Raw genomic sequence first — 22,455 nt, forward strand, 5'->3', positions numbered from 1 at the left:
CCATGTCCCGAGTTGTGCTGGTGCTGGTAGAGAGCGTTAACGATTATCTGCACATGCTTGAAACCCAAGGCTACGAACTGATCCTGGCGCCCACCCCCGCCAGCCGCGCCCAGGCCATAGCCCAGCACGGCGCCCGCATCGACGCCGTACTGACCCGCGGCCCGCTGGGCCTGCATGCCGAAGAAATGGCTGCCCTGCCCTTGCTCAAGATCATCTGCGTGATCGGCGCCGGCTTCGAGCAGGTCGACCTGCAAGCCGCCAGCAACCTTGGCATTACCGTGACCTTCGGCGCCGGGGCCAACGCCTCGTCAGTGGCCGACCACGCGATGGCGCTGTTGCTGAGCGCGGTGCGCGGCATCCCCCAGGCCGACGCCAGCATCCGCCGCAACGAGTGGGTCAAGGTGCGCCAGCCCTCACTGTCGGGCAAACGCATGGGCATCATCGGCCTGGGCGCGATCGGCCAGGCCATCGCCAAGCGTGCGGACTGCGGCTTTGACATGAGCATCAGCTACCACAGCCGCCAGCCGCGCCCCGACTCGCCCTACACCTACTGCGCCAGCGTGCTTGAACTGGCCGCAGCAGTGGACTTCCTGATGATCGCCACGCCCGGCGGCAGCGCCACACACCACCTGATCGACGCTCCCGTGCTCGATGCTCTGGGCGCAGACGGCTACCTGATCAATATTGCCCGCGGCAGCGTAGTCGACACCGATGCCCTGATCAGCGCCCTGACCACAGGCAAAATCGCCGGGGCCGGGCTTGACGTGTTTGAAGACGAACCCCTGGTGCCGGACCCGCTCAAAACCCTCGGCAACGTGGTCATGACTCCCCATGTGGCTGGCCAGTCACCCGATGCGGTCGAAGCCACGGTGCAATTGGTGGTCGATAACCTGCAGGCTTTTTTCGCCGGCAAGCCCGTCCTCACTCCGGTGCCAATGCCCCACCCCGCCTGACCCAGGACTGCGACAGCACCTTAAATTCCTCACTCAATGGATCGTTATACAAAACGACTCCTGCTTATTGAGGTGCTGTTATGTCCCCCGCTGCCGCCCTGGTGCAGAACCTGCGCAATCGACTCAGTAAACCCGCTGCCTACCGACTGTTCGATATCCAGCTCAAGCGCCGCATCACCTTGAGCCCGTCACTGACGCGCTTTGTGTTCGGCGGCAACGATGTGGCGCTGATGCGTACCCTGGCACCGGATCAGCGGGTCAAATTGCTGTTCCCCACCGCCAACGGCGAGGCCTCCAACCTGCCTAAACGGGGAGACTGGCGAGCGACCCTGAGCAACTTGAGCCCCGAGCAAGTGCCGCCCATGCGCTCTTACACCCTTCGCAACCTGCGCGTGGAGTCGGGCGAACTGGATATAGACTTTGTCCTGCATGGCGTCACCGGCCCCGCCACGCGCTGGGCAACCCAGGCCAAAGCGGGTGATCTCCTGCAAATTGCGGCCCCCAATGGCGCCTACCCGGACGACCCGGGGGGCTATGAGTGGCAACCCCCACAGGGCATGCGAAAAGTACTGTTAATCGGCGACGAAACTGCGCTCCCGGCCATCGCCGGTATCCTGGAAGAGCTGGCACATCACCCCGACACCCCCCAGGTACAAGCCTTTATCGAAGTGCCCGAAGAGTCCGACTGCCATGCCCTAGTCTGTGGCCCGAATACCAAAGTCCACTGGCTGCCCCGCGCCAGCCTGGGCAAACAGCACGGTGACGGCATGATCGTCGCGGCCCGCGAACTGGCCAGCCTGCCGCCCCGGCGCCTGCAAGCCAAGGCCTGTGCTGTCCTGCAAGAACTTGATCTGGACAACCAGCGGCTCTGGGAGCGGGCCAGCGCCAGGCACAACGAGTTTTATGCCTGGGTAGCCGGGGAATCGATGGCGGTGATGGCGATCAGAAAGTTTTTCGTCCATGAATGTGGTATGGACCGCAAGGCACTGACCTTGATGGGGTACTGGAAGCTGGGGCGGTCATTGGGCTAGCAATAGCGACCGCACCGCCAGGGTACAGAATGTGGGAGCGGGCTTGCTCGCGATGGCATCGACACGTTTTACCGGCTGGACCGCGCCGCCTTAATCGCGAGCAAGCCCGCTCCCACAGCGGATGCACCCAGACCTGGCCACGCCGGAAACATTTTCTTACAAGTCCAGCTTCGGGTTTTGCTCACCTCATTCGTCCTACATGGATAAGCAATCGCTTCTCAATGGCGATTACACACCCGCCCTGCTGCGAGTTTGCCGTTTCCCATGTCCAAAAAGTCCCGTTCCAAACTCTGGTTTCTGGTTCACAGCTGGTTGACGCTGCCTATCTGGTTCTTCGTCCTGATCGTCTGCGTGACCGGCACACTGGCCGTGGTCAGCCAGGAGATCGTATGGCTTGCCACCCCCGAGGCCCGCGCCACCCAGCCGGATGATGATGCACCGCTGCTGACTTACGAACAGGTGCTGACCGCTATTAAAAAGGCTGAACCGAACCTGGCCGTACAGTCGATCAGCCGCCCGGACGAGTCGCATTTTGCCCTGGTGGCCCGCGTGGTCTATCCCGACGGCCGCTCGCCATCGCTGTACATCGACCCGTATTCCGGAGCGATTCAGGGTGAGAGCCCCAGCTTCAACTTCCAGGCCTTTACCCGCGCCTTGCACGGCTGGTGGCTGGTGCCATTTACCAATGGCTATAGCTGGGGCTGGTACCTGGTGTCGTTCCTCGGCCTTCCGCTGCTGGGGTCGCTGATTACCGGGCTGGTGGTCTACAAAAAATTCTGGAAAGGCTTTTTCAAACCCAACCTGCGTTTTAATCACGGAGCGCGCATTTTCTGGGGCGATTTCCACCGCCTGTGCGGCATCTGGTCGATCTGGTTTATTGCCGTGATTTCCATCACCGGCCTGTGGTTCTTGATCGAAGCCTTTATGTTCGATAACCAGATTTCGATTTCAACCACTGGCAACCCGCCCGTTGTGGCGCGCCAGGATGTACCGATCATGCCGGACGGCCAGCCCGCACCGCAGATCAACCTCGACCAGGCAGTAAAAATTGCCGCCGAAAAAATCCCCGGGCTGGACGCGAGTTTTGTCAGCCTGCCGAGCAATGCCTACGGACATATCGAGGTCGGCGGCCCGGGCTGGTACCCGCTGCTGTTCCAGACCGCCGACATCAACCCGTACAACGGCGCGATCGAAGGCTCGCGAATGATTGCCGACCGGTCCGGACTGGAGCTGGTAACCGAATCCATGCGCCCGCTGCACACCGGCGATTTTGGCGGACTGTGGGTCAAGCTGATCTGGTTCTTCTTCGGCCTGATCCTCAGCATGATGATTCTGAGCGGCCTGCTGATCTGGACCAAACGCACGGCGCTGGCCACCGCCAACGCCCTCAAGCGCAGCGAGAAATCCCAGCGTAAACCTGCCGCAACCCAGACCGTCACGGCGCACAGCCAACAGCCCGAAGAGGCCAATGTATGAGCAAGGCAGTGGCTGCACAGCCCTCGTCCACCCTTGGCCGGTTGTGGCACAAATGGCGCTTTCACATAAACATTCTGCTGCTGTTGGTGCCGCTGGGCTTTATGCCCAAGTACTTCGCCGATGCCTCGCTGTTTCGCGGGGACAGCGGCCTGGGCGAGCGTGAAATCGGCACCGTGCAGGTCGGTCCCTGGAGCCTGAAACTGGCCGAATTGCGCAACGAAGCCCCGCGCCCGGACGGCCCGGCGGGCTACATGAAGAGCTTTAACGCTGCCCTGTGCGACACCTGCATCGATCAGGTCAAGGCTGCCTATCTGCGAATCGGCAAACCTCGCAGCCTGCGGGCCGCCGGGGTGATTTTCTTCGGCACGCCATATCGCATGGGCGCCACCATGCCGATCCCGGATCGCACCAAGCCTGACGCCGAGCTATGGATCACCCTTGAGGGGTGGGACGGCTCCATGCATCAGGCCTCCATTCCCCTGAGCCAGGCCTCACCGGCAACGGTCGCCTGGCTGGCCCAACGAGGAGCCAAATAATGCATTCGCGCCTGTTTAAAAAACCTGCCCTGGCGGCAGGATTGATCGCGTTGCTCGGTGTTTGCAGCCAGGCACTGGCCCACAACCCGATGTGTGAGTGCAAGGCCGTGGAAGACGGACAGATCCGTTGTACCGGCGGGTTTTCCGACGGCAGCGGCGCACCGGGAGTGACCCTGGATGTCATCGGCTACGACGAAACCATCCTGGTGCCCGGCAAGCTGGGCGCGGATTCAACCCTGACGTTCAAGCGCCCCGATTCCGAATTTTATGTGCTGTTTGACGCAGGTCCGGGTCACATCGTCGAAATCGACCAAGCCGATATCGAGGCCCCATGAGTACTCACGTGGTGCGCCCGGCCGGTGCCGGTCATGAAACCCTGTATGTGTTGCTGCTGTGCCTGTTGATTCTGACCGTGGCCGGCTCCGTGGTGGCCTGGCGTCACGAATCCCAGGAAGTGACTTCCGTGGCCGCCCATCAACTGGATGCACGACGGGACCTGAGCGCTGCCGAACAAGGCATCTACGCCGACCTGCGGGTCACGCTGGACGAAATCCAGTTACTGCGCGAAGCGTCCAGCGCCCTGCCCCAACCCGCCCAACTGGCCGAAGAAGGCTTTGCCCCCTTTGCCAGCGATGCCAGCTCCGTCAGCCGTGGCAACCATGCCTGGCAGCTGCTCGGTGAACAGGCCTATCTGGGCCTGAGCCCCAACCCTGAGGTGGCGGGTTCGTTCTTGATGCGAATCAGCACCCAGCCGGATATATGGCTCAACCGCAATCCCGACGCAAAAGCCCCCGCCGACTTCAGCGATGCCGCCCTTAACCAAAGTGGCTGGCAGCAAGTGATCGCGCAATTCGATGCCGGGGTCACACGCCAGCATCGGCACTGAACCCACCGCTTGACCTGAGAGAAGACTGCTCGCCATGTCGATTTCATCTGTTGTGCGTCGCCGCACCGTGCTGCTGGCCGCCCTGTTTGCCTTTTGTCTGTCACCCCAGGCATTTGCCGATGCCCCGGCCCCGCTGGCCAAGCCGCTGCGCATCGGTATCACCCTGCACCCTTACTACAGCTACGTGGCCAATATCGTCGGCGACAAGGCCGAAGTGGTGCCGTTGATTCCCGCAGGCTTTAACCCCCACGCCTATGAGCCCCGCGCTGAAGACATCAAGCGCATCGGTACACTGGATGTAATCGTGCTCAATGGCGTGGGCCATGATGACTTCGCCGACCGCATGATCGAGGCCAGCGAAAAACCTGACATCCCGGTGATCGAGGCCAACCAGAATGTCCCCTTGCTGGCCGCCACCGGCAACGCGGCGCGTGGTGCGGGCAAGGTGGTCAACCCCCACACCTTTCTGTCGATCAGCGCCTCGATTGCTCAGGTCAACAACATTGCCCGTGAACTGGGCAAACTCGATCCGGCCAACGCCAGAACCTACACCGCCAATGCCCGCGCCTATGGCAAGCGCCTGCGTCAAATGCGGGCCGATGCCCTGGCCAAGTTGACCCAGGCACCGAACGCCGACCTGCGCGTGGCCACGGTGCACGCGGCTTACGACTACCTGCTGCGCGAGTTCGGCCTGGAGGTCACCGCCGTGGTCGAGCCGGCCCACGGCATTGAGCCAAGCCCCAGCCAGTTGAAGAAAACCATCGATCAACTACGCGAGCTGGATGTGAAGGTGATCTTCTCCGAGATGGACTTCCCGTCCACTTATGTCGAGACCATTCAGCGCGAGTCCGGGGTCAAACTGTACCCGCTCTCCCATATTTCCTATGGCGACTACAGCGCTGACAAGTACGAAAAAGAAATGACCGGCAACCTCAATACCGTGGTCAGGGCCATTCAGGAGGCCGGAGCATGACTGCCGTTGAACACTTGCCGGTAGCGGCTTGCGGGCCGGGGGTGACGTTTGATCAGGTGTCACTGACCCTGGGTCGGACGCCCATTCTGGATCACGTCAGTTTCAGCATCCGCCCCGGCAGCGTCCATGCGCTGGTGGGGCCAAACGGCGGGGGCAAAAGCTCGCTGATCAAGACGCTGCTGGGGCAAATGCCCCATCAGGGTCGCCTGTGCCTTGACTGGCCCGGTGAACCGGGGCTGATCGGCTATGTTCCCCAGGCGCTGGAGTTCGATCGCGGACTGCCCATGACCGTGGATGATTTCATGGCCGCCATGTGCCAGCGCCGCCCGGCGTTTATGGGGTTGTCGCGCAAGGTGGCTCCGGCCATCGGCGACGCGCTGGAGCGTGTGGGCATGCAGGACAAACGCAAGCGGCGCATGGGTGCGCTGTCCGGCGGTGAACGCCAGCGCGTGTTGCTGGCACAGGGCCTGATCCCCGCACCGCAACTGCTGGTGCTGGATGAACCCATGTCGGCGCTGGACGAGGCCGGTGCCCGAGTGTTTGAGCGCTTGCTGACTGACTGGCGTCAGGCCGGAGTTACCGTGGTGTGGATCGAGCACGATCTGGCCGCCGTGAAACGACTGGCAGAGCGGGTGACCGGGCTCAACCGCCAGGTCCTGTTCGACGGCCCGCCTGAACAGACCCTGAGCCCCGAACGCTTGCTCAACCTGTTTTCAACCCATCCCAAGGCTCACGGGAGCGCCCTGTCATGAGTTACGAAGCGTTCCGTCTGATGGTTCAGGGCTGGGCATCTGCAGGCTATTTGCCCGAAGTGCTGGCTTACGGTTTTGTGGTCAATGCATTGCTTGCCGGTTTGCTGATTGGCCCGGTACTCGGCGGCCTGGGCACGCTGGTGGTGGTCAAGCGTTTCGCGTTTTTTTCCGAAGCCGTGGGCCATGCCGCGCTGACCGGCGTGGCCATCGGCATCCTGCTGGGTGAGCCCTACACCGGACCTTATGGCAGCCTGTTCGGCTACTGCCTGTTGTTCGGCATCTCGCTCAATTACCTGCGCAATCGCACCGGGCTGGCACCGGATACCCTGATCGGCGTGTTCCTGTCGGTGTCATTGGCACTGGGCGCCAGCCTGCTGCTGATTCTGGCGGGCAAGATCAACGTGCATATCCTGGAAAACGTGCTGTTCGGTTCAGTGTTGACGGTCAACGGCAATGATCTGCTGGTACTGGCGATTGTCGGCGCGCTGGTGCTGGGCCTCAGCCTGCCGCTGTACAACCGCATCATGCTCGCCAGTTTCAACCCGCAACTGGCCGCTGTACGCGGGGTGGCAGTGAAGTCCCTGGACTATCTGTTTGTGATCCTGGTGACGCTGATTACCGTCGCGGCCGTTAAAGTCATTGGCGCGATTCTGGTGGGCGCACTGCTGGTGATTCCGGCAGCGGCGGCGCGTTTGCTCAGCCAGTCGCTGAAGGGGTTTTTCTGGATTTCAGTACTGATCGCCACCGTCAGCACCCTGTGCGGCATCCTGCTGCCCATCGTGTTTGACCTGCCGATCCCGTCCGGCGCCGCAATTATTTTGATGGCCGGTATCGCCTTCGCCCTCGCCGCCATCGCCCGGGGCGTGGTGCCCAGCCTGAAAGGGAATATTGGATAAATGTTCACTCTGCGCAAACTCTCACTGGCCCTGGCCATTACTGGCCTGCTCAGCACGCCTCTGCTGGCAGCCGACACAGCGACGCAACCGGTGCGCGTCCTCGCCAGCCTGCCGATCACTTACGGGCTGGGCGAGTTGCTGCTCAAGGACAGTAACGTGACCCTGGAACGGGCCGCAGCGGCCAACCTGCCCGGGAGCCGACAGAGCGCCTACTTCAGCGGGCGCGGCGCCCCTGCCCTGCACACGCTGGCCACACAGGCCGATGCCGTGATCGGCCTGCGCTCATTGTGGAGCGATGACCCGCTGTATCCGATGGCACGACGCAGCAATATCCGCATTGTTGAAGTTGACGCGGCGCGGCCAGTGGACGGCAGCCTGCCGGGCATAGCCGTGCAGCCGGGTGCTCACAGCGATGGCCTGAACAGCCAGCCGTGGCTGACCAGCAACAACATGGGACGCATGGCGGATGTGATCGCGGCCGACCTGGTGCGGTTGGCACCTGCTGCCAAGCCGAAGATCGAGGCCAACCTGGCGAGTCTGAAACAGCGTTTGCTCAAGCTCAGCGCCGACAGCGAGGCACAGTTGGCCAAGGCCGACAACTTGGCCGTGGTGAGCCTGTCGGATCGGCTGGACTACCTGATTGGCGGGTTGAATCTGGAACGGGTCGAAGTCGATCACAAAGGGGATGAAACCTGGACGCCCGAGTCGCTGCAAGCGCTGACCCACACCCTGAAAGACAATGATGTGGCGCTGGTGCTGGATCACCGCCAGCCTTCGGCTGCAGTCATCGCTGCAATTGCCGAGGGTGGCAGTGAACTGGTGGTGGTGACGGCAGACGGCGCCGATCCTGTAGCCGAGTTGCAGGGCAATATTGACGCCATCGTCAAGGTACTGAGCACCGATTAAGCTTCGTCACCTGACCCATTACGACGCTTTCAATGGGGCCCGCCCGTTCGTGGCAACGGCCGAAGGCTGCGCCCGTGGACGCAGCCTCATTCCTTCGCCAGCGGCTACGGGTCTTGTATCAAACCCCCTTCATCTGCTCATCAGCGTGGTAAGAGGAGCGCACCAGCGGCCCCGACGCGACGTTCTTGAAACCCATGCGCTGCCCCTCCTCTGCAAACCAGGTGAAGGTGTCCGGGTGCACGAAACGCTGCACCGGCAGGTGGCTGCGCGAGGGCTGCAGGTACTGCCCCAGCGTCAGCATGTCGACATCATGCTCGCGCATGCGCTGCATCACCTGGATCACTTCCTCGTCCGTCTCCCCCAAACCCAGCATCAAGCCGGACTTGGTGGGCACATGGGGCACCTTGTGCTTGAAGTTCTGCAGCAGGTCCAGTGACCACTCGAAATCCGATCCGGGGCGCGCCGCCTTGTACAGCCGCGGCACTGTTTCCAGATTGTGGTTGAACACATCAGGCGGCTCTTGCGCTGTGATCGCCAGTGCCACGTCCATGCGCCCGCGATAGTCGGGCACCAGGGTTTCCAGCTGTACGCCCGGTGACAGCTTGCGAATTTCGCGCAGGCAGTCGACAAAGTGTCCGGCACCGCCGTCTCGCAAGTCGTCACGGTCCACCGAGGTGATGACCACGTATTTGAGTCGAAGGTCGGCGATGGCAATCGCCAGGTTCTTCGGTTCATCTGCATCCAGCGGCCTCGGGCGGCCGTGCCCCACATCACAGAACGGGCAGCGACGGGTACAGATATCACCCATGATCATGAACGTCGCGGTACCGCCCGAGAAACACTCGCCCAGATTCGGGCAAGAAGCCTCTTCACACACGCTGTGCAGTTTGTGTTTGCGCAGCAGCGCCTTGACCCGCGCCACCTCCGGCGAGGTGGATATCGGCACGCGGATCCAGTCAGGCTTACGCGGTATATCTTCGGTCGGCAGGATCTTCACCGGGATACGGGCAACCTTGTCGGCTCCACGCAATTTGATCCCCGCCTGCAACGGTTGCGGGCGGGTGGCGACAGACAGGTGTTCACTCATGCTAGTGCTCCTCGCATCGCGGCCTCAGCCCCGGTAGTAACGCTGAGGGACGAAAGGTGTTTTAACCACCCGCATCGGCACCCACTTGCCCCGCACCACGGCGAAGACTTCGCTATCGAGTGCAGCATGGGCGTTTTGCACATAGCCGATCGCAAGCGGACCACCGAGGCTGGGACCAAAACCACCGCTGGTGACATGGCCGATCACCTCTTCCTGGGCATTGACGATGGGTGTGCCTTCACGCACCGGCACACGCTCCAGAGGCAACAAGCCAACGCGTTTGCTAGCCACGCCTTCGCGCTGCTGCCCGAGGATGCGCCCGGCTCCGGGGAAGCCACCGGCACGCTCGCCGTCGGTGCGCCGCACCTTTGAAATAGCCCAGCCCAGGCTGGCCTCAACCGGTGTCGTGGTGACGTCCATGTCATGGCCGTACAGGCACAGGCCCGCTTCCAGGCGCAGCGAATCCCGGGCACCCAGACCGACAGGCTTGACCTCGGGCTCGGCCAGAAGCGCACGGGCCAGCCGTATAGCCTGTTCGACCGGAACGGAAATTTCGTAGCCATCTTCGCCGGTGTAACCGGAGCGACTGACGTAACAATCGACACCGAGCAAACGCACGCTGGCAAATTGCATAAAGGTCATGGCCTGCACCTCCGGAGCCAGGCGCCCCAGCACTTGAGCAGCCTTCGGCCCCTGCAGGGCAAGCAAGGCGCGGCTGTCGAACAGCGACTCCACTTCGCAGGCAGCGCCCAAGTGCCGGATCAAATGCGCCAGGTCCTGTTGCTTGCAACCGGCGTTGACCACCAGAAACAAGTACTCCCCGGCATTGGCCACCATCAGGTCGTCGAGGATGCCACCGTTTTCATCGGTGAACATGGCATAGCGCTGCATACCCACGGGCAGGTCGATGATGTCCACCGGCACCAGTGCTTCCAGGGCCCTGGCCGCACCCGCACCGTGCAGGCGGATCTGGCCCATGTGCGATACGTCGAACAGGCCCGCCTGTTCGCGGGTGTGCTGATGCTCTTTCATCACGCCCAACGGATATTGCACCGGCATTTCGTAGCCGGCAAAAGGCACCAGGCGGGCGCCAAGCTCCAGGTGCAAAACGTGCAACGGGGTTTTCAGCAGTTGTTCGTCAGACATGGGTGAATCCTTGAATGAGTTGAAAAGATGTCAGCATTCGATGATGTTCACGGCCAGGCCACCGCGTGCGGTTTCCTTGTACTTGCTCTTCATGTCGGCGCCTGTCTGACGCATGGTGCGGATGACTTTGTCGAGGGAGACAAAGTGCTTGCCGTCGCCCCTCAAGGCCATGCGCGCAGCATTGATCGCCTTGACCGAGCCCATCGCGTTGCGCTCGATGCAGGGCACTTGCACCAGACCGCCAATCGGGTCGCAGGTCAGGCCCAGATTGTGTTCCATGCCGATTTCGGCAGCGTTTTCCACTTGCTCCACCGTGCCGCCCAGCACCTCGCAGAGCGCCCCGGCAGCCATCGAGCAGGCAACACCCACCTCGCCCTGGCAGCCGACTTCGGCACCGGAAATCGAGGCGTTTTCCTTGTACAGAATGCCGATGGCCGCCGCCGTCAACAGAAAGCGTTGCACCCCGTTTTCATCCGCTCCCGGCACAAATCGTACGTAGTAGTGCAATACCGCAGGCACGATCCCCGCCGCGCCATTGGTGGGTGCCGTCACGACCCTGCCACCGCTGGCGTTTTCTTCATTGACGGCCAGCGCGTACAGGTTGACCCAGTCGAGCACCGAGAGGCTGTCCTTGAGTGCCGCTTCCGGATTGCTGCTCAACTGGCGGTAGAGCTGCGCCGCACGGCGCCTGACCTTGAGTCCGCCAGGCATGATTCCCTCATTGCGGCACCCGGCGAGCACGCAGTCCTGCATCACTTGCCAGATATGCAGCAACCCCTCGCGAAGCTGCTGCGGGGTGTGCCAGGCCGCCTCGTTCCGGGCCATCAACGCACTGATCGAAAGACCGCTGCGGGTGCATTGCTCCAGCAGTTCACGGCCCGACAAAAACGGATAGCGCAACGGGGTTCGATCAGCAACGATGCGATTGACCCCGATGGCTTGCTCATCGACCACAAAGCCGCCACCCACCGAATAATATTCACGGCTGCACATTTGCAATCCGGCCCGATCGAACGCTCGCAGGATCATGCCGTTGGGGTGGTAAGGCAGGGGCTTGCGAATCATCGCCAGGTGCTCTTTCTCGACGAAGCGGATCGCTTTTTCACCGAGCAACGACAGACTGGTCGAACTGCGAATCGCGCTAACCCGGGCATCCGCCGTGGTGGTGTCCAGGGTATCCGGGTAATCCCCTTCCAGCCCCAGCATGACGGCCTTGTCGCTGCCATGACCCTTGCCGGTAGCACCGAGCGAGCCATACAACTCGGCACGCACACTTTCAGTTTGCTCCAGCAGCCCTTGCGCCTTGAGCCCCTGGGCAAACGCCACGGCAGCTTTCATCGGCCCTACCGTATGCGAACTGGAAGGACCGATCCCCACTTTGAACAGATCAAACACACTTAGCGACATGCTCGCCTCTACTTCGAATACACCGGAAACAAAGCGCACATTTCGCTGACCTGCCGCGCGACCCGGGCCTCGATGGCGGCATCACCCGGATGGTCGAGGATGTCGCAGATCCAGGTCGCCAGCGCACGGCACTCGGGGATCTGCAAACCACGGGTGGTCACCGCGGGTGTACCGATGCGCAAACCCGATGTCACGAACGGCGACTGCGGGTCATTGGGCACGGCGTTTTTGTTGACGGTGATATGGGCCCGGCCCAATGCGGCATCGGCGTCCTTGCCGGTGATGCCCTGGCGGATCAGGCTGACCAGAAACAAGTGGTTATCGGTGCCGTCGGAGACCACGTCATACCCGCGCTGCTTGAAGACTTCTGCCATGGCCTGAGCGTTCTTGATGACCTGGAACTGGTAATCCTTGAAGCCCGGCTCCAGCGCCTCCTTGAAGCACACGGCCTTGGCCGCGATCACATGCATCAGGGGCCCGCCCTGGCCACCCGGGAACACTGCCGAGTTGAGTTTTTTCTCCAGGTCCGCATCGGCCTTGGCCAGAATCAGTCCGCCGCGTGGGCCGCGCAGGGTCTTGTGGGTTGTGGTGGTAACCACATCGGCATACGGCAGCGGGTTGGGGTACAGGCCAACGGCAACCAGCCCGGCAACATGGGCCATGTCCACAAACAGATAAGCCCCGACCTTGTCGGCAATGGCACGAAAACGCGGGAAGTCCAGGGTCTTGGAGTAAGCCGAAAAACCGGCAACGATCATTTTTGGCCGATGTTCCAGGGCCAGACGCTCGACTTCGTCATAGTCGATCAGGCCATTGCCGTCGATACCGTATTGCACGGCGTTATACAACTTGCCCGAGGAACTGACCTTTGCCCCGTGGGTCAGGTGGCCGCCGTGGGCCAGGCTCATGCCCAGAATGGTATCGCCCGCCTGCAGCAACGCCAGGTACACCGCCGAGTTGGCCTGGGAGCCCGAGTGCGGCTGCACGTTGGCATACCCGGCACCAAACAGCTCCTTGGCGCGATCGATTGCCAACTGCTCCACCACATCGACATATTCGCAGCCACCGTAATAGCGCTTGCCCGGGTAGCCCTCGGCGTACTTGTTGGTCAGCTCGGTGCCCTGGGCCTGCATCACTTGCGGGCTGGTGTAGTTCTCGGAAGCAATGAGCTCGATATGGTCTTCCTGACGTTGCGCCTCGCGGGTGATGGCGTCGAACAGAGCAGGGTCGAAATCAGACAGGGTCAGGCTTTTATGGAACATGAGGTTTTCCTTTTTATTAGAGATTCACGTTTCAGGCTCTGCCCGGATCGTAATCCGGGCAGAGCGATCAGGCGTCCTGATACAGGGCTATCGGTGGGCAGGCGCAGGCCAGGTTGCGATCGCCGTAGACGTTGTCGACACGTCCCACCGGCGGCCAGTATTTACCGTCACGCAATGACTCCAGCGGGAATACAGCCAGCTCGCGGCTGTAGGGGTGCGTCCACTCGCCAACCAGCTCTGCAGCCGTGTGCGGCGCGTTTTTAAGCGGATTGTCATCCTTGTCCAGCGTGCCGTTGTGCACGGCGTGGATCTCTTCACGAATGCTGATCATCGCGTCGCAAAAGCGGTCCAGCTCGGCCAGGGACTCACTCTCCGTGGGCTCTACCATCAATGTGCCGGCCACCGGAAAGGACATGGTTGGCGCGTGGAAGCCGTAGTCGATCAGGCGCTTGGCAACGTCATCGACACTGATCCCGCTGGTTTCCTTGAGCGGGCGCAGGTCGAGGATGCATTCGTGGGCCACCAGGCCGTTGTCGCCGGTATAAAGCACCGGGTAGTGCTCCTCCAGACGACGGGCGATGTAGTTGGCATTCAAAATTGCAAGCTGCGAGGCGCGCTTGAGGCCCTGCCCGCCCATCATGCGCATGTACATCCAGGTGATCGGCAAAATGCTCGCGCTGCCATAGGGCGCCGCACTCACTGCGCCCTGCTTGCGGGCCAGGATCTGATGCCCCGGCAGGAACGGTGCCAGATGCGCCTTCACCCCGATCGGGCCAACACCGGGGCCACCACCGCCGTGGGGAATGCAGAAGGTTTTGTGCAGGTTGAGGTGGGACACGTCGCCACCAAACTTGCCCGGCGCACACAGGCCCACCATTGCATTCATGTTCGCGCCGTCCAGATACACCTGCCCGCCGTGCTCATGGATGATCGAGCAGATTTCGCGGATGCCTTCTTCGAACACGCCATGGGTCGAGGGATAGGTGATCATCAGTGCAGCCAGGCGATCACGGTGCTCGATGGCCTTGGCACGCAGGTCTTCAATGTCGACGTTGCCCCGCGCATCGCAGGCCGTGACTACCACGCGCATTCCGACCATGTGTGCGGTGGCGGGGTTGGTGCCGTGGGCTGAAGATGGAATCAGGCACACATCGCGACCGGCCTCGCCACGGCTGGCGTGGTAAGCGCGGATCGCCAGCAGACCGGCGTATTCACCCTGGGAACCGGCATTGGGCTGCAACGACATGGCGTCGTAGCCTGTGGCCGCGCAGAGCATGGCTTCCAGCTCCCGGGTCAGTTGCTGATAACCCAGGGTCTGCTCGCTCGGGGCAAAGGGATGCAAGGCGCCGAACTCAGGCCAGGTGATCGGGATCATCTCGCTGGCGGCATTGAGCTTCATGGTGCAGGAGCCCAATGGAATCATGGTGCGGTCCAGCGCCAGATCCTTGTCGGCCAGCTTGCGCAGGTAACGCATCAACTCGGTTTCACTGTGGTATCGGTTAAACACCGGGTGTTGCAGAATCGGCGTCTCACGCAACAGCGCCAGCGGCAGGCAATCACCCGTCGCTGCCGCCAGTGCGGCGAAGTCCGGCAATGCCTGGTCCTGTGTTGCAAACACCGACCACAGGGCTTCGACGCTGGCCTGCTCGCAGGTTTCGTCCAGCGACAGGCCGACACGCAACGGGTCGATCCGGCGCAGGTTGATCTGCGCTGCGGTTGCAGCGTCAATCACGGCTTGAACCGATGTGGCAGGCACCACGCTGACCGTGTCGAAGAAGTGCTGCTGCTCGACCTTGTGCCCGAGCTGTTGCAGCCCTTGAACCACAATCGAGGTCAGCCGATGGACCCGTCGGGCAATGTCCGCAAGGCCTTGAGGGCCGTGGTAGACGGCGAACATGCTGGCGATATTGGCCAGCAGCACCTGTGCCGTGCAGATGTTGCTCGTGGCCTTTTCGCGGCGGATATGTTGCTCGCGGGTCTGCATGGCCAGGCGCATGGCCGGTTTGCCGTGGCGGTCGATTGAAATGCCTACCAGACGCCCCGGCATGTCGCGCTTGAATCCGTCGCGGGTTGCAAAATAAGCCGCATGGGGTCCGCCAAAACCCAACGGCACACCAAAGCGCTGGGCACTGCCCAGTACCACGTCGGCACCGAATTCACCGGGCGGCGTCAGCAGGGTCAGTGCCAGCAGGTCCGCCGCCACAGCCACCAGGGCACCGGCCCCGTGGGCGCCCTGGACCAGTGCCCGGTGATCCACGATAGCCCCGGTGCTGGCGGGATATTGCAGCAGCAGGCCGAAATAACCCTCGAAATCTTCCTGCACCAACTCGCGCTCATCACCCACCACCACTTCAATGCCCAGCGGCTGGGCACGAGTGCGCAGCACGTCGAGGGTTTGCGGGTGGCAGTGATGGGAGGCAAAAAAGGCCGGGGCCCGGTTTTTTGCCAGGCGTTTGCAGAAGGTCATTGCCTCGGCCGCCGCTGTCGCCTCGTCCAGCAATGAGGCATTGGCGATTTCCATGCCGGTCAGGTCACTGACCATCGTCTGGAAGTTGAGCAAGGCTTCAAGCCGCCCCTGGGAGATCTCTGGCTGGTAAGGGGTATAGGCGGTGTACCAGGCCGGATTTTCCAGCAGGTTGCGCAAGATGGGAGGCGGTGTATGGCACGGGTAATAGCCCTGGCCGATGTGGTTGCGAAACAACAGGTTTTTGCCAGCAATCGTCTTGATTGCAGCCAGCGCCCGGGCTTCGCCCTCACCGGCAGTCAGTTCGAGCACGCTGGTGTCTTTGATGCTGTGCGGCACCACGCTTTCAATCAGCGCTTCAAGAGAGTCGTGGCCAACCCGCGCAAGCATCGCGCGCAGGTCATCCTCATCGGGGCCGATATGGCGGGCAATAAACTCGTTGTCAGTGCTCAGAAGCAAATGTGCTTGGGTCATGGGGATGCTCCGGCTCAGGCGTTTTCGGCCACAAAGGCGTCGTAGGCCTGCTGGTCCAGCAGGTCGTTGAAAGCCGCCATGTTGTCGATGCGAATCCGGAAGAACCAGCCGTCGCCCATGGGCGACGCGTTGACCTGCTCAGGGTCATCCGCCAACGCCTGGTTCACCTCCACGATCTCCCCCGTCAGCGGCATGGTGATATTGCTGGCTGCTTTCACCGACTCCAGCACTGCAACCTCATGACCTGCACTGAACACCCCCAGATCGGGCAACTGCACAAACACCACATCACCCAGCGCTTGCTGGGCAAAATCGGTAATGCCGACGGTCAACTCGCCCGACGCTTCCAGACGCAGCCATTCATGTTCAGGAGTAAAACGCAGAGTGCTCATGGACTTTTCTCTTGTTATCAATGTGTCCTGGTGCAGGACGGACAGGCCACCGCAGGTACGGTGCTACTGACTGAACAAGAGCAAGTGTGATGCCAACTCAATAAAGTACTTTAAAAACAGTTACTTACATTAGTTTAAGCGTCTTGCGAACGGGTCTTTGGAGCGATACCGCTCCAGCCGTGACAGGGTGATGAGGGGTTAGTCCTGCACAGGCGGGGTTCAGGCGGGAGCGGAGTGAAATCACTCCGGTGGAGCATTTTCAAACCACTGGGATATTGCCTGCCATTGCCGTTGCAGCTGCCAAGGGAACGAGGCAGCTGCAACGGGATCCGCGCCGTGTCAATTGCGCGAGGTTATCCCGTATTTACGCAGCCTTTGCCCAATGGCCGTGTGCGAGGTTTGCAGGCGCGAAGCCAACTGACGGGTGGATGGGTAGGCCACGTAAAAACGCTCCAGCAAGGTTTTTTCGAAACCCTGCATTGCCGCTTCCAGGCTGACGACTTCTTCGGCATCCGCCTTCTGGCTGGTCAGCTCAGTCCCGGCCAGCTCCAGGCTGTCGCAATCAATCACATCGCCCTCGCTGGTCGCTGCAGCGCGGAAGATGACGTTTTGCAATTGGCGCACGTTGCCCGCCCAGCGATTACCCAGCAACAGCGGATGGGTCGCCGCCGCCAGCCGGCAGGGCGGCCGGTGGATCTGCTCGCACGCCTGTCGCAGGAAGTGCTCGGCCAGCAGGAGGATGTCCATGCCACGCTCACGCAACGGCGGCACCAGCAAGTTAAGGACGTTGAGCCGATAGTAGAGATCCTCGCGAAAGGTGCCCTCCCTCACCATGCGTTCCAGGTCGCGGTGGGTTGCACAGAGCACCCGCACGTTGACCCGCACCTCGCGCTCGCCACCGATGCGCCGAAAGCAGCCGTCGCTGAGGAACCGCAGCAGCTTGGCCTGCAGGTACGGTGACATCTCTCCTACCTCATCGAGAAACACCGTGCCACGGTCCGCCAACTCCAGCAGGCCCGGCTTGCCGCCACGCTGGGCGCCGGTGAAGGCTCCGGCGGAGTAGCCGAACAGCTCGCTCTCGGCCAGGCTCTCGGGCAGCGCTGCGCAGTTGAGGGCCAAAAACGATGCATCACGCCGGGCACTCATGGCATGACAGGCGTGAGCCACCAGTTCCTTGCCGGTGCCGGTTTCGCCCTGGATCAGCAGCGGCGCATCCAGGCTCGCCACTTTGTGCAAGCGCGACTTGAGGTCTTCAAGCACCGCAGACTTGCCCAGCAAGGCCTCCAGCCCTTCAGCCGGGTCGCGCAGCAACGACGCCAATCGCTCACCAATGCGGCTGGGCGGGTAAAGCGTCAGCAGACCGCCCACCAGCACCTCCGTACCGCCGCTGATGGGCGTGGCATCGAGGAGCAGGTCGCAGCCCTTGAAACTCACTTCACACATGGGCAGGCGAAAGCCTTTATTGATCAGGGTACGGGCCAGATCCGGTGCAGCGAACAGATTCGACAGCGGCTCACCCGTGGGATCGCGACCGTAAAGGTCAGTCAGCCTGGGATTGGCCAGCAGCACGCAACCGTCGGGGTCTACGGCCATCACCGGATCGCTCATGGCGGCGAGCAAGGCTTCCAGCTGCAGGCTCCGACGCTCGCCCGGCAGGATGTCAACCAGCTTCACGGCCTGCACGCCTGCTACCCGCATCAGCGCATGGTCGAGCTCTTCAAGCACGCTTCGGGACAGGGTGGGTGCATCGATATAGACATTCGGCGGGCTCATTTCCACCGCGTCGAGATTGAGGTTACGCGCGCCCAGCAGCATCAGGATTTCCTGGGTGATGCCGACGCGGTCTTTGAACGTGACGTGAATTCGCATGACCAACCGCTCCCTGACAGCAAACAACGAAGGGGCGGCACCTCATGTGCCGCCCCCCGGGCAAAACCTGTGTCGTGAAAACCGCGATTACTCTGCCTGGCAGGCCAGGTTCTCGATCTCCTGTTTATTGCGCCGAACCGAGCGATAACCCAAAGCCAGCAGCACAAACCAGACGGGCACCATGTAGAGCGCCTGGCGGGTGTCGGTTTCCAGAGCCAGCAGTACCAGGATAAACACGAAGAACGTCAGGCAGACCCAAACCATGACCTTGCCACCGGGCATCTTGTATTTCGATGCGCGGTGCAGGTGATCACGTTTTTTGCGATAGGCCAGGTAGGACAGCAGGATCATGGTCCAGACAAACATGAACAGGGTGGCCGATACCGTGGTGATCAGGGTGAACGCCTCCATCAGGTTGGGCACCACATAGATCACCAGCGCCCCCGCCAGCAGGCAGATACAGGAGAAGATCAGGCCGTTGGAAGGCACCGATCGCCGGGACAGGTTCTTGAACTTGCTCGGGGCATCGCCATCCATTGCCAGGCCAAACAGCATGCGACTGGTTGAGAACACACCGCTGTTGGCCGAAGAGGCCGCAGAGGTCAGAACCACGAAGTTGATGATGCCAGCCGCAGCAGGCAGACCGGCGAGCATGAAGAGTTCAACGAAGGGACTCTTGTTGGCCACGACATCACGCCACGGGGTAACGGCCAGGATCGCGATCAGCGCAAACACGTAGAACATGATGATGCGCAGCGGAATCGAATTGATCGCACGGGGGAGATTGCGCTCCGGATTTTTGGTTTCTGCGGCGGTGGTGCCCACCAGCTCGATACCGACAAAGGCAAACACGGCAATCTGGAAACCGGCAAAGAAGCCCATCACGCCGTGGGGGAACATTCCGCCGTCATTCCACAGATTGGTCAGGGATGCGGAGTTGCCCGTCGGCGACTGGAACGCAGTGGTCACCATATAGAGCCCGGTGCAGACCAGCGCGCAAATGGCCACAATCTTGATCATGGCAAACCAGAACTCCAGCTCACCGAACATTTTCACCGTGATCAGATTCAGCGACAGCAGCAGCGCGACGCAGCCGATTGCAGGCAGCCACAGGGGGATGTCCGGGAACCAGAAGTGCGTATAGCCAGAGATCGCGATCACGTCGGCGATGCCGGTCACGATCCAGCAGAACCAGTAGGTCCAACCGGTGAAGTAACCCGCCATAGGGCCCAGCAGGTCCGATGCAAAATCGATGAACGACTTGTACTTGAGGTTGGATAACAGCAACTCGCCCATGGCGCGCATCACGAAAAACAGCATGAAGCCGATGATCATGTAGACGAAGATGATCGAGGGGCCTGCGAGGCTGATGGTCTTGCCGGAGCCCATGAACAGGCCGGTACCGATGGCACCGCCGATGGCGATCAGCTGGATATGGCGATTGGACAGGCTGCGCTGCAGTTCTGGTTCTTCTGTGGCAGGTCGGTGATTTTGCATGAATCATCCTCTTATTGTTCTTGTACGGGGTCCTCTCACCAGACAAACATCATGTTCACCCGGTGTGGACGAAAGGACATGAGCACGTTCTGTGCCATCCCCGTAGAAGCGGTCAAGCGGGCCGTTTATGCGCCGTGGGGGTCTGTTTATCCGGAATGGAATCACTCCACAAAAATGCCGTCTGTGGGTGGTTCAGTAGAGCGCGGGTACTGTAAACCATGGTCCAACTGAAGTTGTAACGAAATCAGTACATTGGAGCGCATTCGAACCGACATGACCATTGTGGGAACGGAGTTGCTCGCGATGGCATCACTGCGGCCGACCTGCCAGACCGCGTCGCCTGCATCGCGAGCCAGCCCGCTCCCACCCCCTTAAACAGTGCTTTTCAATGGCATCCGCAATTCAACCCGCAAGCCATCGGACTGGCTGTCGAAAGTCAGTTCGCAGCGGCAACGCTCGACAATCGCCTGCACGATCGCCAGGCCCAGCCCGCAACCGTTGCTGTTGCCGTTGCGCCAGAAGCGCTGGGTCATGTGTTGCAGTGTTTCGGGGGCTATGCCGGGGCCGTGGTCACGGACCACGAAGCTGACGTGCGAGCCATCCACGGCAACCGTCAACTCCACCTGAGTGTCTGGCGGGGTGTGGCGCAAGGCGTTATCCAGCAAGTTGCGCAACGCCGCGATGGCCAATACCGAAGGGACTTCAAGTGCCGTGGCCGGGAGGTCTGGCGGCAAATGCAAACGTATGTGCTCACCACCGGCACTGGCGGCATCATGGATCGCCAGGCGCGCCACTTGCTCGGCCGAACAATTGACCCCGTCATCAAACGACAGGCTGCCTTCAACCCGCGCCAGCAGCAACAATTGCTCAAGGGTGCGGTGCAAGCGGTCGGCACCCGCTTCGGCATGGGCCAGTGACTGTTCACGGGCCTCGCCATCGGTCATGCGCGCCACTTGCAGGTGGGTTTTGATCGCGGTCAGCGGGCTGCGCAGTTCGTGGGCAGCATCACCGGTCAGGCGCCGCTCCCGTTCGATGGTCTTGGCAATGCGCGCAAAGAGCTGGTTCTGGGAGTCGAGCAGCGGTTTCAGCTCGCTGGGCAATGGCGTGATCTGCAGCGGTTGCAATGAATCGGCATCGCGGCGCATCAAGGCATCGCGCATCCGGTTGAGCGGTGCCAGCCCCTGGCCGATCCCCAGCCATAGCAGCAATAAGCAGACCATCAGTGCCATGCCCACCGGCACCGATGCAGCCAGCAGCACCGACAGGTTCAGTGCCTCGCGCTCGACCTGGCGATCAGCCGTGGTAATGCGCAGATCTCCGCGATCCAGGGTAAAGGTGCGCCAGGCGGCGCCGTCGATGACCTGGTCATGAAAACCTGCCGCTTGCGACTGCATCGGCTGGTCCGGATTGTTGTGGCTGCGGGCCAGGATCTCGCCGCGCAACGAGCTGACCTGACAGGCCATACCGCCTGGAACAGTCAGTTGCTCGGCACTGAAATGGGTGCCCTCGCCTTTTACCGGCAATTGCGGCAACTGCTCCAGCAACCCCGCGACCATACGCGCCGAGGCCACCAGCCGCTGATCGAGAGAAAACATCATTTGCTGACGCAGATCGCTGAGCATCCAGGCCGCTGCCAGGGCCCAGACCAGAACAAACGCCGAACCGATCGTCAGGCTCAAGCGCAGGCGCAGGCTCATCATGCCTGTGACTCTGCGCCATCGGCAGGCCCCAGGCGATAGCCCAGGCCGCGTACGGTTTCAACGATACCGTTGCCCAATTTACGCCGCAGGTGATGGATATGAACGTTCAGGGCGTTGCTCTCCAGTTCGTCACCAAAGCCGTAGATGCTGTCCTTGAGTTGCTCACTGGACAGCACACGCCCCCGGTTGTGCAGCAAGGCTTGCAACAACGCCTGTTCACGACGGGACAAGTCCACCGGCTGACCCGCCAGCAAGGTCACCCGGCTGCTGGGATCGTATGTGAGGCTGCCGTGCTCGATCAGGTTGACGCTGCGTCCGGCCACCCGGCGCAGCAACGTATGCAGTCGCGCTGCGAGTTCACGCAGATCGAAGGGTTTGAGCAGGTAATCATCGGCACCGGCCTGCAGACCGTCGACACGATCGGTCACTGAGTCGCGGGCCGTCAGAATCAGCACGGGCAACTCCAGCCCCTGCTGGCGCAACTGTTGCAGCAGCTTGAGGCCGTCTTCGTCGGGCAGGCCCAGGTCGAGCACCATCACATCGAACTCGGCAGCCTTCAACATGGCCCGCGCGGCACTGGCCGTGCCGACGTGCTCAACCGTCAGGCCCTGGGCAGTCAGCCCGGCCTTGATGCCGCTGGCGATCAGTTCGTCGTCTTCGCAAACCAGTACATGCATGCTGATACCCGCTTAAATGAGCCGATTAAAAGGTCATGGGATTAAGGGCCGATTATGCCGTGTACACCGCA

General features: G+C 61.5%; 20 protein-coding genes. 10 read left to right on the top strand and 10 right to left on the bottom strand.

Annotation, left to right across the window (positions count from 1 at the left end; all coding sequences use genetic code 11):
• The first annotated feature begins 2 nt into the window (after positions 1-2).
• The 10 genes from AACY07_RS06520 (at position 3) to AACY07_RS06565 (ending at position 8,409) form a co-directional block, all read left to right on the top strand.
• A complete protein-coding gene (locus AACY07_RS06520) occupies positions 3-953 on the top strand; it encodes a 2-hydroxyacid dehydrogenase (RefSeq protein WP_339474027.1) in 951 nt (316 codons plus the stop codon).
• Between the two features lie 80 nt (positions 954-1,033).
• A complete protein-coding gene (locus tag AACY07_RS06525; RefSeq protein ID WP_339474029.1) occupies positions 1,034-1,984 on the top strand; it encodes a siderophore-interacting protein in 951 nt (316 codons plus the stop codon).
• A 264-nt stretch (positions 1,985-2,248) separates the two neighbouring features.
• Complete coding sequence (locus AACY07_RS06530; RefSeq protein ID WP_339474030.1) at positions 2,249-3,460, top strand: PepSY-associated TM helix domain-containing protein; 1,212 nt, start codon at positions 2,249-2,251, stop codon at positions 3,458-3,460.
• The gene (locus AACY07_RS06535; protein ID WP_339474031.1) at positions 3,457-3,996 is read left to right on the top strand and encodes a thiamine pyrophosphate-binding protein; all 540 of its coding nucleotides are present in this window, start codon (positions 3,457-3,459) and stop codon (positions 3,994-3,996) included. Before AACY07_RS06530 ends, AACY07_RS06535 begins: the two co-directional genes overlap by 4 nt.
• Positions 3,996-4,331, top strand: a complete 336-nt coding sequence (locus AACY07_RS06540; protein ID WP_133077194.1) for a hypothetical protein — start codon at positions 3,996-3,998, stop codon at positions 4,329-4,331. Before AACY07_RS06535 ends, AACY07_RS06540 begins: the two co-directional genes overlap by 1 nt.
• Positions 4,328-4,882: a DUF6162 family protein gene (locus AACY07_RS06545; protein WP_339474033.1), complete on the top strand. Its 555-nt coding sequence runs from the start codon at positions 4,328-4,330 to the stop codon at positions 4,880-4,882. Before AACY07_RS06540 ends, AACY07_RS06545 begins: the two co-directional genes overlap by 4 nt.
• A gap of 34 nt (positions 4,883-4,916) precedes the next feature.
• Positions 4,917-5,855 carry a metal ABC transporter substrate-binding protein gene (locus AACY07_RS06550; protein WP_339474035.1) on the top strand — a complete coding sequence of 313 codons (939 nt, stop codon included), beginning with the start codon at positions 4,917-4,919 and terminating at the stop codon, positions 5,853-5,855.
• Positions 5,852-6,607 carry a metal ABC transporter ATP-binding protein gene (locus AACY07_RS06555; protein WP_339474036.1) on the top strand — a complete coding sequence of 252 codons (756 nt, stop codon included), beginning with the start codon at positions 5,852-5,854 and terminating at the stop codon, positions 6,605-6,607. Before AACY07_RS06550 ends, AACY07_RS06555 begins: the two co-directional genes overlap by 4 nt.
• Positions 6,604-7,503: a metal ABC transporter permease gene (locus AACY07_RS06560; RefSeq protein WP_133077190.1), complete on the top strand. Its 900-nt coding sequence runs from the start codon at positions 6,604-6,606 to the stop codon at positions 7,501-7,503. The genes AACY07_RS06555 and AACY07_RS06560 overlap by 4 nt, the downstream gene beginning before the upstream one ends.
• A complete protein-coding gene (locus AACY07_RS06565) occupies positions 7,504-8,409 on the top strand; it encodes a metal ABC transporter solute-binding protein, Zn/Mn family (RefSeq protein WP_219261504.1) in 906 nt (301 codons plus the stop codon).
• 118 nt (positions 8,410-8,527) lie between these two features.
• On the opposite strand, the gene lipA is transcribed toward AACY07_RS06565, so the two are convergent.
• The 10 genes from lipA to AACY07_RS06615 form a co-directional block, all read right to left on the bottom strand.
• Positions 8,528-9,496 (bottom strand): lipoyl synthase, encoded by a 969-nt coding sequence (gene lipA, locus AACY07_RS06570; RefSeq protein WP_339474039.1) that lies wholly within the window; start codon positions 9,494-9,496, stop codon positions 8,528-8,530.
• 24 nt (positions 9,497-9,520) lie between these two features.
• On the bottom strand, positions 9,521-10,642 hold the full coding sequence (gene gcvT, locus AACY07_RS06575; protein WP_339474041.1) for a glycine cleavage system aminomethyltransferase GcvT: 1,122 nt from the start codon (positions 10,640-10,642) through the stop codon (positions 9,521-9,523).
• A 30-nt stretch (positions 10,643-10,672) separates the two neighbouring features.
• Positions 10,673-12,049 (bottom strand): L-serine ammonia-lyase, encoded by a 1,377-nt coding sequence (locus AACY07_RS06580; RefSeq protein WP_339474043.1) that lies wholly within the window; start codon positions 12,047-12,049, stop codon positions 10,673-10,675.
• A gap of 8 nt (positions 12,050-12,057) precedes the next feature.
• Positions 12,058-13,311, bottom strand: coding sequence for a serine hydroxymethyltransferase (glyA, locus tag AACY07_RS06585; RefSeq protein ID WP_133077185.1), 1,254 nt, complete (start codon positions 13,309-13,311; stop codon positions 12,058-12,060).
• A gap of 67 nt (positions 13,312-13,378) precedes the next feature.
• On the bottom strand, positions 13,379-16,249 hold the full coding sequence (gene gcvP / locus AACY07_RS06590) for an aminomethyl-transferring glycine dehydrogenase (protein WP_339474046.1): 2,871 nt from the start codon (positions 16,247-16,249) through the stop codon (positions 13,379-13,381).
• Positions 16,250-16,263: 14 nt separating this feature from the next.
• Positions 16,264-16,641 carry a glycine cleavage system protein GcvH gene (gcvH, locus tag AACY07_RS06595; protein WP_133077183.1) on the bottom strand — a complete coding sequence of 126 codons (378 nt, stop codon included), beginning with the start codon at positions 16,639-16,641 and terminating at the stop codon, positions 16,264-16,266.
• Between the two features lie 339 nt (positions 16,642-16,980).
• On the bottom strand, positions 16,981-18,510 hold the full coding sequence (locus tag AACY07_RS06600; protein WP_133077182.1) for a sigma-54-dependent transcriptional regulator: 1,530 nt from the start codon (positions 18,508-18,510) through the stop codon (positions 16,981-16,983).
• Between the two features lie 87 nt (positions 18,511-18,597).
• Positions 18,598-20,007: a D-serine/D-alanine/glycine transporter gene (gene cycA, locus AACY07_RS06605; protein WP_133077181.1), complete on the bottom strand. Its 1,410-nt coding sequence runs from the start codon at positions 20,005-20,007 to the stop codon at positions 18,598-18,600.
• Between the two features lie 371 nt (positions 20,008-20,378).
• On the bottom strand, positions 20,379-21,707 hold the full coding sequence (locus AACY07_RS06610) for an ATP-binding protein (RefSeq protein ID WP_339474047.1): 1,329 nt from the start codon (positions 21,705-21,707) through the stop codon (positions 20,379-20,381).
• Positions 21,704-22,384 carry a response regulator gene (locus tag AACY07_RS06615; RefSeq protein ID WP_339474048.1) on the bottom strand — a complete coding sequence of 227 codons (681 nt, stop codon included), beginning with the start codon at positions 22,382-22,384 and terminating at the stop codon, positions 21,704-21,706. The genes AACY07_RS06610 and AACY07_RS06615 overlap by 4 nt, the downstream gene beginning before the upstream one ends.
• Positions 22,385-22,455: the final 71 nt, after the last annotated feature.

The organism is Pseudomonas sp. RL_5y_Pfl2_69 (assembly GCF_963970465.1).
Taxonomy (GTDB): domain Bacteria; phylum Pseudomonadota; class Gammaproteobacteria; order Pseudomonadales; family Pseudomonadaceae; genus Aquipseudomonas.